This is a genomic window from Enterococcus sp. DIV0086, from assembly GCF_050498705.1.
Lineage (GTDB): Bacteria > Bacillota > Bacilli > Lactobacillales > Enterococcaceae > Enterococcus > Enterococcus faecalis.
On the sequence record NZ_JBNIDN010000001.1, the window covers coordinates 644,082 to 656,854 of the forward strand.

14 protein-coding genes are annotated in these 12,773 nt (G+C 36.9%); 1 reads left to right on the plus strand and 13 read right to left on the minus strand.

Translation table 11 applies throughout. The annotated features are described in order from the left end of the window. Window positions 1–8 precede the first annotated feature (8 nt). A complete protein-coding gene (gene hprK / locus IGI63_RS03080; RefSeq protein WP_002357309.1) occupies window positions 9–944 on the minus strand; it encodes an HPr(Ser) kinase/phosphatase in 936 nt (311 codons plus the stop codon). Window positions 945–1,152: 208 nt separating this feature from the next. Here hprK and IGI63_RS03085 point away from each other — a divergent pair, with 208 nt between their 5' ends. Further along, window positions 1,153–2,115 (plus strand): GIY-YIG nuclease family protein, encoded by a 963-nt coding sequence (locus IGI63_RS03085; RefSeq protein ID WP_002364069.1) that lies wholly within the window; start codon window positions 1,153–1,155, stop codon window positions 2,113–2,115. 35 nt (window positions 2,116–2,150) lie between these two features. Here IGI63_RS03085 and IGI63_RS03090 read toward each other — a convergent pair whose 3' ends face one another. The 12 genes from IGI63_RS03090 to prfB all read right to left on the minus strand — a co-directional run bounded on the left by IGI63_RS03090 (window position 2,151) and on the right by prfB (window position 12,730). Beyond that, complete coding sequence (locus IGI63_RS03090; protein ID WP_002357307.1) at window positions 2,151–2,507, minus strand: phage holin family protein; 357 nt, start codon at window positions 2,505–2,507, stop codon at window positions 2,151–2,153. Continuing rightward, the gene (locus tag IGI63_RS03095) at window positions 2,507–2,830 is read right to left on the minus strand and encodes a PspC domain-containing protein (protein WP_002357306.1); all 324 of its coding nucleotides are present in this window, start codon (window positions 2,828–2,830) and stop codon (window positions 2,507–2,509) included. The genes IGI63_RS03090 and IGI63_RS03095 overlap by 1 nt, the downstream gene beginning before the upstream one ends. A gap of 74 nt (window positions 2,831–2,904) precedes the next feature. Further along, window positions 2,905–4,506, minus strand: coding sequence for a daptomycin-sensing surface protein LiaX (gene liaX / locus IGI63_RS03100; RefSeq protein ID WP_078131206.1), 1,602 nt, complete (start codon window positions 4,504–4,506; stop codon window positions 2,905–2,907). A 209-nt stretch (window positions 4,507–4,715) separates the two neighbouring features. Further along, window positions 4,716–5,393: a phosphate signaling complex protein PhoU gene (gene phoU / locus IGI63_RS03105; RefSeq protein WP_002357304.1), complete on the minus strand. Its 678-nt coding sequence runs from the start codon at window positions 5,391–5,393 to the stop codon at window positions 4,716–4,718. 14 nt (window positions 5,394–5,407) lie between these two features. Continuing rightward, window positions 5,408–6,166 (minus strand): phosphate ABC transporter ATP-binding protein PstB, encoded by a 759-nt coding sequence (pstB, locus tag IGI63_RS03110; protein WP_002357303.1) that lies wholly within the window; start codon window positions 6,164–6,166, stop codon window positions 5,408–5,410. A gap of 10 nt (window positions 6,167–6,176) precedes the next feature. Then, a complete protein-coding gene (gene pstB / locus IGI63_RS03115) occupies window positions 6,177–6,986 on the minus strand; it encodes a phosphate ABC transporter ATP-binding protein PstB (RefSeq protein ID WP_002357302.1) in 810 nt (269 codons plus the stop codon). Window positions 6,987–7,002: 16 nt separating this feature from the next. Next, window positions 7,003–7,887 carry a phosphate ABC transporter permease PstA gene (gene pstA / locus IGI63_RS03120; protein ID WP_002357300.1) on the minus strand — a complete coding sequence of 295 codons (885 nt, stop codon included), beginning with the start codon at window positions 7,885–7,887 and terminating at the stop codon, window positions 7,003–7,005. Then, complete coding sequence (gene pstC, locus IGI63_RS03125; RefSeq protein ID WP_429975294.1) at window positions 7,887–8,807, minus strand: phosphate ABC transporter permease subunit PstC; 921 nt, start codon at window positions 8,805–8,807, stop codon at window positions 7,887–7,889. The genes pstA and pstC overlap by 1 nt, the downstream gene beginning before the upstream one ends. Window positions 8,808–8,929: 122 nt before the next feature. Next, window positions 8,930–9,784 carry a phosphate ABC transporter substrate-binding protein PstS gene (locus IGI63_RS03130; protein WP_002357298.1) on the minus strand — a complete coding sequence of 285 codons (855 nt, stop codon included), beginning with the start codon at window positions 9,782–9,784 and terminating at the stop codon, window positions 8,930–8,932. 175 nt (window positions 9,785–9,959) lie between these two features. After that, entirely contained in the window at window positions 9,960–10,844 is an 885-nt protein-coding gene (ftsX, locus tag IGI63_RS03135; protein WP_002360154.1) for a permease-like cell division protein FtsX, read from the minus strand. Beyond that, window positions 10,837–11,523 (minus strand): cell division ATP-binding protein FtsE, encoded by a 687-nt coding sequence (gene ftsE / locus IGI63_RS03140; protein ID WP_002361935.1) that lies wholly within the window; start codon window positions 11,521–11,523, stop codon window positions 10,837–10,839. The genes ftsX and ftsE overlap by 8 nt, the downstream gene beginning before the upstream one ends. 105 nt (window positions 11,524–11,628) lie before the next feature. Further along, window positions 11,629–12,730, minus strand: a protein-coding gene (prfB, locus tag IGI63_RS03145) for a peptide chain release factor 2 (RefSeq protein ID WP_100068981.1) whose coding sequence is annotated in 2 segments (ribosomal slippage) — window positions 11,629–12,657 and window positions 12,659–12,730 — 1,101 coding nt in all. Because the reading frame shifts where the segments join, the coding sequence is not laid out codon by codon here. Window positions 12,731–12,773 lie beyond the last annotated feature (43 nt).

A 12,773-nucleotide genomic window follows, 5' to 3' on the forward strand; every position in this document is an offset into this window, starting at 1 on the left:
TTCTCCTTCTATTCTCCTGAATTTTCTTCAATCAAACGGGTTAAGCGCTCTTCAAACGTTTTTGTTGCATCATAGCCCATTGTTTTCGCGCGGAAGTTCATTGCTGCTACTTCAATGATAATGGCCACATTTCGGCCGGTCTTAACAGGAATACGAATCTGAGGGACATCAACGTTAGCTATTTCAACCATTGCATCATCACTACCAAGACGATCATATTTCTTGTCTTTTTCCCATGCCTCTAAATAAACGACCAATTGAACTTGCATAAAGCCACGGACCGCACTAGCTCCAAACAGGTTCATGACGTCAATAATTCCGATACCACGAATTTCAATTAAATGTTGCAAAATTTTTGGTGGCTCTCCCACCACGGTTAATTCATCTTGCTGATAAACATCGACACGATCGTCTGCGATTAGCCGATGTCCACGTTTAATAAGCTCTAAAGCTGTTTCACTTTTACCAATACCGCTATCTCCTTGAATCAAAACACCAAGTCCATAAACATCAACTAAAACCCCATGGACACTTGTCCGAACAGCTAAACGGCCATCTAAATAACTGGATAGTTCCCCTAGTAAACGGGAAGTTGAAATCGGTGAACGCAATACAGAAACGCCATTTTCTTTTGCTGCTGTAATTAATTCTTCGGGGATTTCTAGTCCTCTGGATACTATAAAGGCTGGAGTATCTTTCGCACATAAACGGCGCATCACTAATAAACGCTCTTCAGGCATCATTCGTTCCGCAAAGGTAATTTCTTTGCTCCCAAATAATTGTAAACGGTCATGGGAATAATAATTAAAATACCCAGTTAATTCTAAACCTGGCCGGGAAATTTCACCAGTTTTAATTGTTCTATTTAAGCTTTCTTCATCTCCATATACTACTTCTAAAGAAAGATTTTCTACCAGTTGATAAATCTTTACCACTTCTGTCATATCGAATGTCAGTCCTTTCTGCTACTTGTTATATTTTATCATTTAAAAATACAAGTTTCTAGCTATTCACTAGATAATTCCTAGAATTATCATATTTCAAAAAATGAAACTATTTTTCAGTGAAATTACCTATGCTATTTCTGTTACTTGACTATTTCAGAAAACTTTGTATACTTGAAGCCGATCCTTTTAAGAAAAGAGGAAACTTATGAAAGAATATTTAAAGGAAAAAGCCCATCAATTACCGTTAACACCGGGTGTTTATTTAATGAAAGACGCAACCGACACAATTATTTATGTGGGTAAAGCCAAAAAATTAAAAAATCGCGTGTCGAGCTATTTTATTAATAGTAATCAACATTCTCGAAAGACGATGCGTTTAGTCAAACAAATTATAGACTTCGATGTTCTCCATACTGACACAGAATTGGATGCGCTCCTTCTAGAATGTCAACTGATTCAACAGTATCGGCCGCGCTACAATCGCCAAATGAATGCTTATGAACAATATTCTTATGTATCGGTAGCCGTTAATGAGCGGCAATTAGAGATTAAACTCTTAAATATTCCCACTAAAGAGAACTGTTTTGGTCCTTATTCGATTCGTCGAAAATTAAACCGTTTAAAAATAATTTTGGATAGTATCTACGATCTCGTCCCAACCAACTATTGGCATCAAACCTTTCAAAAAGAGAGTGCCATTCCGACCGAACTATTTCAACAAGAATTGTTCGACTTTTTCCATAATCAAGGACGAGAACCAATCAAACGAATTGCTCAACAAATGCAAGAAGCTGCTGAAAAACAAGCCTTCGAAAAAGCGGCAAAACTCAAAGAAGATTGGCTCTTTTTGACGCGCTTTGCAAACCAAAATCAACGAATTAGTCAAGCTAACCAACGAGATTGGCAACTGATGTGGTTACCTTGTCAGAAAAAAATCAAATACTATTTAATTTACCAAGGCTTGGTGGTAGCAACACGTGTTGTAACTAAACAAACGTTTCAAAAATATTCACCGCTTGAACTAGCAAAAAAAATCATGCCCAAAAAATCACCGAAAACAATTGAGCATTACTCGAAGCAACAAGTTGATTTTTTAAACATTTTATATGGCTATATCAGCCGCCATCCAGAATGTCACCTAGAAAATTTAACCATCGAAAAAGCCTGAAGAACGCATTTTATGCTACGTTCTTCAGGCTTTTTTTATTCATATTTAGATAAATTGTGATCCGTAACGATCGTATTGACAATTGACATAATTACAGCCATTAGCACCGCTGCCCAAAAACTTGAGAAGCCAAAGTTCATTTCCCCCACAAAAAACGAGGTCATTTGTAAAATCGCTGCATTGACAACAAAGCTAAATAGACCAAACGTTAATAAAGTAAATGGGAGCGACAAGATTGTTAAGACTGGTTTCACCAACATATTTAGGATTGAGAGAACAAAGGCGGCAATAATTGCAGGCATTATGCCTCTCACATGAATCATGCCAGGAAAAACAACTGATAAAGAAATGAATGTCAGTGTATTAACAACCAATCGCTGAAAATATGTCATTAAAAGTCACTCCATTCGTCATCATCAATTTTTTCCGCTTCTTTACGTTGCTTTTTATTGGCAGCATAAGGATTTTCATTGCGAACATTTCTATTATAAGGATTTTGATGGCCGTAGCCGCGATCGCTTCCTGTTCTTCCAGAAGGGATCAAGACTGCTAAGGCAATGTATAAGAGAATGCCTGGAAATCCTGCTGAGAAAAAGCTGAGCAAGACATAAACGACACGAATAATTGTTGGGTCAATTCCTAGCCAATCAGCAATCCCAGCTAAGCTTCCTGTTAAAACCACGTTATTCGGAGATTTTGTTAGTTTTCTTTTCATATGTTTTCACCTCGTCTACTAAATTTTACACTAGAAAGACTGATTCGTCAGCCCATCTAGCTTAAAATTATTAATTATTTATCCGTATCTTTTAGGAAAATACTTCCCGTTGTTGTAGAAGCATTAATTTGAGCCATTGATTCTTCCAGTACACGTCTAAAATGTAATTGTTGATTGCCGCGATCTTTCTTTTCACGAACAACTTCAATATCTGTTAAACGGCTGTTAATACTACCTAAATTAGTTTTCACTTGCCCTTCAACGCCTAAGTCATTTGGCAAGGCCAACTTGATATTCCCATTTGCAGAGCTTGCTTCAACACGGCGAAGCGTTTTTTCTTTAGCTGTAATGCGGATATCTCCATTAATCAGAGAGACACTTAGACTTTCTGGTGCCGCGGAAATAGACACATCGCCATTGACTGTTTCAATAATGTTATCTAAAATTGTTCCTTCTAGGACTTTAATTTCACCATTCACGCCTTCAATTTCTAACATAGTTGCATCAATTTTTTTAAACGTAATCGTCCCATTCGTTGATTTTGTGTAAACATCTTTCGCTGTTAACTCTTCTACTAAGACATTTCCGTTTAATAATTTAACAGATACATGATCGTAAGTGCGTTTTGGTAAATAGAACGTTAAATCTGCTTTCACTCGTTTGTTTGGCACTTGGAAAGAAATTGTTTCATCATCCACATCAATGTCACTTCGTTCTAAGAAAGCTTCCATTGGTGAATCTCCTGCCATTTTACCATATAATTTGATTTTTGCTTCGACTTTCACATCTTCTTGATCCCAAGTTTTGAAAACCACGGTACCATTTGCTACCTTGACATCAATTAAACTTGCTTGTGGATTTGGATAGTTAAATTCATGTTCAAACTTAGTTGTTGCCACACCAGGAACTTTCATTTTAATGTCTTTCCATTCCACATTATCATTCATGGTATCACTGAAAGAATTAAATGTTTTTTTCAAGAATTCTCCCACTTGACCGCCAACTTCGGCAACTTTGCCGCCGACTTGGTTAAAGGTGTCTGTGGCTTGATCTTTCCACTCTTCAGAGAATTGAGAAGAAACTTTTTCTTTTGTATCATTCCATTGACCTTTCCATTGTTCTTTGCGAATGTTTTTTAGTTCTTCTTCCAGTGCTGTTTTTTCAGTACTTTGAGTCGCTAATTTTTCTTCTAATTGTGCAAGTAAAACGTGCAAGTCTTTTCGTTGAACTTGTTCATCTTCTGTTAATGCATCTAACTCTTCTTTTGTATCTAATGTTCCAATTTCTTCTGCGACTTCTTTAATTTCTTCTTTGATGCCGGCAATTTCTGCGTTGACTTCGTCCAATTCAGCCGAAGCACGATTGGCTTTTGTTGCTAACTCATCAAGAATTCTTTCTAAGTTTTCACGATCTTTTTCTGCACTGTCCTGTGTATTTTCTTCAAACGGATCAACAGTAGGTCCTTCTGATTCGCCTTTTTCTAATGCATCCATTAAATCTGCGACTTGATCTTCTTTATTTGTTGTTCCAATATTTTGTGTATCGACTTTTTCAGCAGCTTTTTCGATTTGTTTTTCATCTTTTTCAGTTGCCATATTTTCTAATAAAATTAACGCTTCTTCTGACGTTAGAATACCTTTTTTCACTAATTCTAATACGCGTTCTCTTTCTTTCATGGATATTGCCTCCTTAGCAAATTTTTCACTCAATAGTGTTTTCCTTACATGCATTATTATGCCTTGTTTTTGATCATTTGTCATAGGACTTAAGAACGATTTCTTCTCATTAGTAAGGACTAGTTTTATAAAATCAGTTCATTTTACGCTAAAAAAACTAGGAATTGGTCTAAAAAAGGCCGTCTCCTAGTTTTTTTTATTTGTTTTTCTTAAAATTGTTCGTCACGATTACTATTCAATTCGGTAATTTTACCAGTTGCCAAGTAAACAATCCACTCACAAATATTTGTGACATAGTCGCCAATTCTTTCCAAGTATTGTGCCACATGTAGATAATCAGTTCCGCTAATGACCGTTTCTGGATTAGCTTTCATTGCTTCTACGGCATGTTTGTAAATACTATCGAAATATTCATTAGTACGATCATCCATTTGTGCAATCATTCGTGCATCTTTTTGATCCGTTTTAACATAGGCGATTAAAACATTATCCACCATTTTTTTCACATAATCAGACATATCTGAAATTTCTTTTTCAATTTCAGGAATACGTGTTTCTCCTTTTAAGCGAATCGTTGATTTAGCAATTGAAACGGCATGGTCCGCCATTCTTTCTAAATCCGAACTAGCTTTCATAACAGTAATAATCATACGTAAGTCTGTTGTCACTGGTTGTTGTAACGCAATCATTTCAAAACTCTTTTTCTCAAGTTTGACTTCCATATCATTAATTTCAATATCGCGATCAATCACTTCTTGAGCCAATTTTTTATCATGATTAATATATGCCTTAACAGATTTATGGACGGCACTACTAACCATCATACCCATTTCATAAAATTGATTGTGCAGATTCAATAGTTCTTCTTCAAATTGTGTCCGTAACATTCTTTTTCCCCCTTTTAACCAAATTTACCAGAAATGTAATCTTCTGTTTGTTTTTCTTTTGGATTTAAAAATACTTTTTTCGTGTCATTAAATTCAATTAAATCACCTTGTAAAAAGAAGGCCGTTTTATCAGAGATCCGTGATGCTTGTGACATATTATGTGTCACCATAATCATGGTATATTTCTCTTTTAATGTTAACAGCATGTTTTCAATTTTACCACTAGAAACTGGGTCCAAGGCGCTAGTTGGTTCATCTAATAAAATAATATCCGGTTCCACAGCTAAAACACGAGCGATACAAACCCGCTGTTGTTGTCCACCAGAAAGTGAAAGTGCACTTTTGTGAAGTTTATCTTTGACATCCTCCCAAACGGCAGCAGCTTTCAAACTGGTTTCAACTGCTTCATCTAAGACTTGCTTGTCTTTGACTCCTTTTAGGCGCAAGCCATAAATCACATTTTCATAAACTGAAAACGGAAATGGATTAGGTTGTTGGAAAACCATGCCAATTTCTTTACGTAATTCAACGTTATCTGTTTTCGGTCCATAAATATCTTTTCCTTTATAGACGACACTTCCAGTAATAGTTACGTCTGGGATTAAATCATTCATACGATTCAAGCAACGTAAATACGTTGACTTCCCGCAACCAGAAGGACCAATCATGGCAGTTAATTCTCCTTGATTAAAAGTTAAATCAATGCCTTTCAATGCTTCTTTTTTCCCGTAATATAAATGTAAATCTTTTGATGAAATAATTTCTTTGCCCATCTTGCTCCTCCTAACCAAAATGTCCTGAAACGTAGTCTTCCGTTGCTTGAATTTTTGGTCGTGTAAAGATTTTTCTTGTATGGTCGTATTCAATGACTTTACCCATATAGAAGAAAGCTGTATAGTCACTAATCCGCGCCGCTTGTTGCATGTTATGTGTCACAATGATGATCGTGTAATCATCTTTTAAATTCACTAACGTTTCTTCAACCGTTCCTGTTGAAATCGGATCTAACGCGCTTGCCGGTTCATCTAACAATAAAATATCTGGTTTCATCGCAATTGCCCGAGCGATACACAAACGTTGTTGTTGCCCACCAGACAGAGCTAAGGCGCTTTTGTTTAAGTTATCTTTCACTTGATCCCAAAGTGCGGCTTGCTTCAAACTTGTTTCAACGATTTCATCTAATTTTTTCTTATCCTTTTCACCATGCTGTTTCAATGCGAATGTGATATTTTCATAGATAGATTTACTAAATGGATTGGGCCGCTGAAAAACCATGCCAATGCGTTTTCTCATTTCGTAGACGTCAACTTCTTTCGTATTGACATCGACATCTTTATACATGATTTTTCCAGTAACACGTGAATTGGCAATGCCATCGTTCATACGATTTAGCGAACGTAAATACGTGGATTTACCGCAACCAGAAGGTCCAATTAAGGCGGTTATTTTGTTCTTTTCAAATTGCAAATCAACACCTTTGATAGCCTCATTGTCCCCGTAAAAGACATGTAAGTCTTCCGTGTGTAACGCAATCGGGTCTTTTTGGCTATCTAGTTGAAGTAAATGGGTATCATTTAAATTGTATTCTTTCATGCTAATTCCCCTAACATTAAGCTGATGTCATTCTCTTATAAAGACGGTTGCCGATAAAACGAGCGCCGAAATTGAAAAGTAAAACTACTAAAATTAACACAGCGGAGGCACCTGCTGAGACCGCAGCGCCATCTGGCATCGTTCCTTCGGTATTAATTTTCCAAATATGCACAGCCAACGTTTCCGCTTGACGGAAAATGCTAATTGGACTTGAAACGCTCAATGGATTCCAATTACTGAAATCTAAGGCAGGTGCGCTTTGTCCTGCTGTATAAATTAACGCAGCGGCTTCACCGAAAATCCGACCAGAACTCAAAATAACACCTGTCAAAATTCCTGGTAATGCTTCTGGCAAAATAACTTTTTTAACTGTTTCCCAACGTGAAAGACCTAAGGCTAACCCCGCTTCACGCTGTGTATAATGAATGGCTTTCAAAGATTCCTCAACATTTCTAGTCAATAATGGTAAGTTAAAAAATGTTAATGCTAACGCACCTGATAAGATTGAAAAGCCATATCCGATTTGTACAACGAAAATCAAGAAGCCGAACAGCCCGACAACAACGGAAGGCAATGAACTTAAAATTTCAATCGAGGTACGAATTAAATCAGTTAACCAATTCTTTTTCGCATATTCCGATAAGTAAATTCCAGCACCCAATGAAATTGGAATACTAATAATCATTGTAATCAATAGTAAATATAGTGAGTTAAACAGCTGAATACCAATCCCACCACCAACTTGATAGGCTCTGGATGGTTGTGTTAAAAATTCCCACGAAATATGTGGAATTCCTCTAGCTAAAATGTAAATCAGTAAGGCCGCCAAAATTAAAACAATGACGCCAGATACGGCATATAAGATACCTGTTGCGATTTTATCTGCTTTTTTTGCATTCATTATTTTAAGGCTCCTCTCTTACCGATAATTCGGATAACAATGTTGAATAGTAAAGACATCAACAATAGAATCAAGGCTAAAGACCAAAGAACGTTGTTTTCAACTGTTCCCATAATTGTATTCCCAATTCCCATTGTCAAAATACTTGTTAGTGTCGAAGCTGGTGTTGTCAAACTAGTTGGCATCACAGCTGCATTTCCGATTACCATTTGGATTGCTAAGGCTTCACCAAACGCACGAGCCATACCAAAGACAACCGCAGTTAAAATACCAGGCACAGCTGCCCGCAAGACAACTTTATAAATCGTTTGCCAACGCGTAGCACCAAGCGCCAACGACGCTTCACGATAATGTCGAGGCACAGCTTTTAATGCATCTACGGTCATCGTAGTAACCGTTGGTAAAATCATGACAAATAGCACAAACGTACCAGCTAAAATACCGAAGCCAGTTCCGCCAAAGATTGAACGGACAAAAGGAACAATGACAGATAAACCAATAAATCCATAAACAACAGAGGGAATCCCTACAAGTAATTCAATAACTGGTTGTAAAAATTTCGCTCCTTTTTTTGGTGAAATTTCTGTCATAAAAACAGCCGCTCCAATCGCAAATGGCGTCGCAACAATCGCTGACAAAAACGTTACAATAAAGGAACCCGCAATCATCGGTAAAGCCCCAACCATGGGTTTACCGTCTGCGCCGATATCACTTGGGTTCCAGTTTGTTCCAAATAAGAAATCAAACACATTAACCTTATCTTTAAAGAATGTAGCAAGTCCTTTACTTGCAACAAAATAGAAAATTGAAACAACCACTGCTACAATTAAGGCAATACATAGGAAACTAATAAATTTCCCTCGTTGCTCCATCTTGGCTCTTTTCGATTTTGTTAATAATTTTTTCTGTACATCTTCCAAGAATATTTCCTCCTCAAACAATCCAACTTTTACAGATAAAAATAGTGTACCTTTTTTACATCAATTTGTTTTTAATAACATGTAAATTTTATGTTAAGTTTGTAAATTTTGTGTTAAGAGAATTATTTAATGACATTTCCTTGCCAATCCCGTTCAATTTCCATTTTCGAAACAGGAATATACCCTAATTGACCAATCACACGTTCTTGGATATCATCTGACAACATAAAGTCTAAAAACTCTTTGGTTAAATCACTTGGATTTTTACGAGTATACATGTGTTCATAAGACCAAATAATCCATTTATTGTTCATTACATTTTCATCTGTTGGCTGAACACCATCAATACTTAACGTAGCTACTTCATCAGTAACATATGAAAATGCGGTATAACTAATCGCTCCTGGTGTATCAGAAACAATGGAACGAACCATGCCGCTGGAATCTTGTTCTTGCGCACGAATGGCTGTTTTATCTCCCAAGACCCATTTTTCAAAAGTAGCGCGCGTACCACTACCGGCCGCTCTGTTCAAAATAACAATTTTTTGGTCTTTCCCGCCAAGTTCTTTCCAGTTTGTTACTTCACCTAAAAAGATTTTCTTTAAATTTTCCATTGAGATATCTTTGACACCGACATTTTTGTTAACGATTGGTGTAATCCCAACGACAGCAACTTTATGATCAATTAAGTCTTCCGCTTTGATGCCCTTTTTCTCTTCTGCAAATAAATCAGAATTACCAATGTCTACCGCGCCAGATTGGACTTGACTCAGACCTGTTCCGCTTCCGCCACCTTGGACATTAATAAATCTTCCCGGATTTTGGCTTTGATATTCCTCACTCGCTGTCTCTACTAATGGTTGTAAAGCTGATGAGCCTACCGCTGTGATGGATTCACCACGATCAATCCATTTTGCACATCCTGTCAAAGTAAGTATACTTGCCAAACCAATAAATAATAGCAATCTTTTTTTCATCGATTCATTATTCCTCCAATTAATTTCAATCTATTCTATTTTACCATTATATGTAGGACTTGAAAATTATAAGTTATCAATTTGTTGGTACAACTGAGAAAACTCTTAAATTAAATAACAAGTATTTTAAAACTAAAACAAAAAAAGCTCTCCAAAATGGAGAGCTTTTTTTCGTTTAAATTTTCAAGAAACGACGCATTGAAATAACTGAACCTAGTGATCCAATAATCATTCCTGTTGCAATCATTAATAGATTGACTTTCCAGATAAAATCTTCTGGACGAATTAATGAATAATTCGAACGCAATAACTGCGGGTTGAACATGTTATAAACTTGATGGTAGCCTAACGTCATAATAATGACTGGCACGATTGCGCCAATCAACCCAATCCAAGCACCTTCTAAGAAGAACGGCCAACGAATGAAACTGTTTTTCGCTCCTACAAGACGCATAATTTGGATTTCTTTTTGACGAGATAAAATCGTAATCCGAATGGTATTGGAAATTAAGAACACTGCAACGAATAAAAGTAATGCAGCAGCTGCTAAGCCCCAAGTTCGAACGGTTTGAGCGATTTTAAAGATTTTGTCTGAGTTTACACCACCGTAATCGGCTTTAAAAACACTTGGGAATTTAGCTGCTTGTTTCGCAATATCTTTCGTGTCTTCTGGTGTTTTCGCACGGACATAATACACATCGTATAATGGGTTACTGTCGCCTTCGAAAAGATTCCAGGCATCCCCCATTTGTTCTTGGATTTTTTTCAATTGTTGATCTTTGTTTGAATAAGAAATATCTTCAACATTGTCTAATCCTTTAAGTTGTTTTTCTAATGTTTTCATTTCATTTTGTTTTGTACCAATATCGACAAAAACTGACACTGTCACGTTTTTTTCGACATCATCAGCAAGTTTCGTTGCATTAAAAATAACGCCCATAAAAATACCAACTAAAACTAATGTAATTGTAACCGCACTTGCTGAGGCAACAGTCATCCAACCGTTCCGTTTTAAACTTTTGATACTTTCAAATAAATGAGAAAAGAATGTTCTAATCATCGTAGCCGTATTCTCCTTCCACTTGGTCACGGATAATGCGACCATTTTCAATGGCAATAACACGGTGACGAATCGTATTTACAATTGTACTATTATGCGTTGCCATCACGACTGTTGTTCCTTGTGCGTTAATCCGGTCCAACAATTTCATGATTTCCCATGAATTCTCTGGATCTAAGTTCCCAGTTGGTTCATCGGCAATTAAAACTTTCGGTGTATTTACGATTGCTCGTGCAATGGATACCCGTTGCTGTTCCCCACCAGAAAGTTCGCTTGGAAAAACACGTACCTTATGTTTTAGACCGACTAAATCTAAAACTTCCATCACGCGTTTTTTGATTTCGCGAGGACGTCGTCCGATAACTTGCATCGCATAGGCCACGTTCTCATACACAGTTTTCTTTGGTAATAGTTTATAGTCTTGGAAAACGATGCCGATTTCACGACGTAAATAAGGAACTTCTTTATTTTTTATTTTCATTAAATCATGACCTGCAACTGTCAAATTACCTTTTGTTGCTTTTTCTTCACGATACATTAATCTAATAAAGGTTGATTTCCCTGCACCTGAGGGACCAACCACATAGACGAACTCGCCTTGGTCAATCTCTACTGAAATATTCCGAATCGCTGTTGTACCATTCGAATATTTCTTCATTACATCTTTCATTTCAATCATGGCGTTCTCTCCATCTCTTTTTTCTTCAATCCTACTCATTATAACATGTCAATATTGCAAACTTCTTGCATTAAGTTACATTTTTATTTCAATTTAATGAAGAGCTTAACTTAAGCGCTGTTTTAAGTAGGCATCAATGAAACCATCAAGGTCTCCATCCATCACAGCTTGTACATTGCCGGTTTCGTAATTTGTCCGATGGTCTTTGACCATTGAATACGGATGGAACACGTAAGAACGGATTTGTGAGCCCCAACCAATTTCCATTTGTTCACCACGTAAACTTGCTGCTTCTTGGGCTTTCTTTTCCATTTCCAATTGATATAATTTGGCTTTTAACATACTCATTGCTTGCTCACGGTTTTTTAATTGAGAACGCTGTGCTTGGCTTGCGACAACGGTGCCTGTTGGAATATGTGTGATTCGAACAGCCGATTCTGTTTTATTAATATGTTGACCACCGGCACCACTTGCTCGATAGGTATCAATTTTTAAGTCATCTGGATTGATCGCAATCTCTATTGTATCGTCTAATTCAGGCATTACATCAACTGAACAAAACGAAGTATGACGGCGTTTGGCGGAATCAAAGGGCGAAATCCGCACAAGACGATGGACACCTTTTTCAGATTTTAGGTAACCATAAGCATTGTAACCTTTGATTAATAAGGTGACACTTTTAATCCCTGCTTCATCTCCAGCTTGGTAATCCAACGTTTCAACTTGGAAACCGTGACTTTCTGCCCAACGTGTATACATTCGTAAAAGCATACTTCCCCAGTCTTGTGACTCAGTACCACCGGCACCAGGGTGTAATTCAATTAGGGCATTATTATGATCATATGGCTCATTTAGTAGTAAGGATAGCTCATACGTTGTTAAACGTTCTTGCAAGAGATGAATTCTTTCTTCCAATTCTTCTTGAATCTCTGTATCATATTCTTCTTGTTGTAATTCAAACATCACCGTTAATTCGTCAAGTTCCTCAGAGAGCTGATGAAATTGTTGATATTTTTCTTTCAAACTATTGGTTTCGTTAATTAGCTTTTGAGCCGTTTCTGTGTTGTCCCAAAAACCAGGTTCTCCCATCCGATTTTCCGCCTCGGCAATGTCTTCTTCTAACTGGTCTAAGTCAAAGAGACCTCCTGAAGCTAGTAATTTTTTGTGTCATTTCGTCTAATAATGTACGAATTTCTGGGTTTTCCAAAATGATTCCTTCTTTCTCTTTATTGTAAAAAGAGCAAAGGCGG

Coding starts and splice junctions, on each gene's coding strand:
- phoU (WP_002357304.1), bottom strand. CDS start 5,393: ATGTTACGGACACAATTTGAAGAAGAACTATTGAATCTGCACAATCAA.
- ftsX (WP_002360154.1), bottom strand. CDS start 10,844: ATGATTAGAACATTCTTTTCTCATTTATTTGAAAGTATCAAAAGTTTA.
- pstB (WP_002357302.1), bottom strand. CDS start 6,986: ATGAAAGAATACAATTTAAATGATACCCATTTACTTCAACTAGATAGC.
- IGI63_RS03085 (WP_002364069.1), top strand. CDS start 1,153: ATGAAAGAATATTTAAAGGAAAAAGCCCATCAATTACCGTTAACACCG.
- hprK (WP_002357309.1), bottom strand. CDS start 944: ATGACAGAAGTGGTAAAGATTTATCAACTGGTAGAAAATCTTTCTTTA.
- ftsE (WP_002361935.1), bottom strand. CDS start 11,523: ATGATTGAAATGAAAGATGTAATGAAGAAATATTCGAATGGTACAACA.
- pstA (WP_002357300.1), bottom strand. CDS start 7,887: ATGAATGCAAAAAAAGCAGATAAAATCGCAACAGGTATCTTATATGCC.
- liaX (WP_078131206.1), bottom strand. CDS start 4,506: ATGAAAGAAAGAGAACGCGTATTAGAATTAGTGAAAAAAGGTATTCTA.
- pstB (WP_002357303.1), bottom strand. CDS start 6,166: ATGGGCAAAGAAATTATTTCATCAAAAGATTTACATTTATATTACGGG.
- IGI63_RS03130 (WP_002357298.1), bottom strand. CDS start 9,784: ATGAAAAAAAGATTGCTATTATTTATTGGTTTGGCAAGTATACTTACT.
- IGI63_RS03095 (WP_002357306.1), bottom strand. CDS start 2,830: ATGAAAAGAAAACTAACAAAATCTCCGAATAACGTGGTTTTAACAGGA.
- IGI63_RS03090 (WP_002357307.1), bottom strand. CDS start 2,507: ATGACATATTTTCAGCGATTGGTTGTTAATACACTGACATTCATTTCT.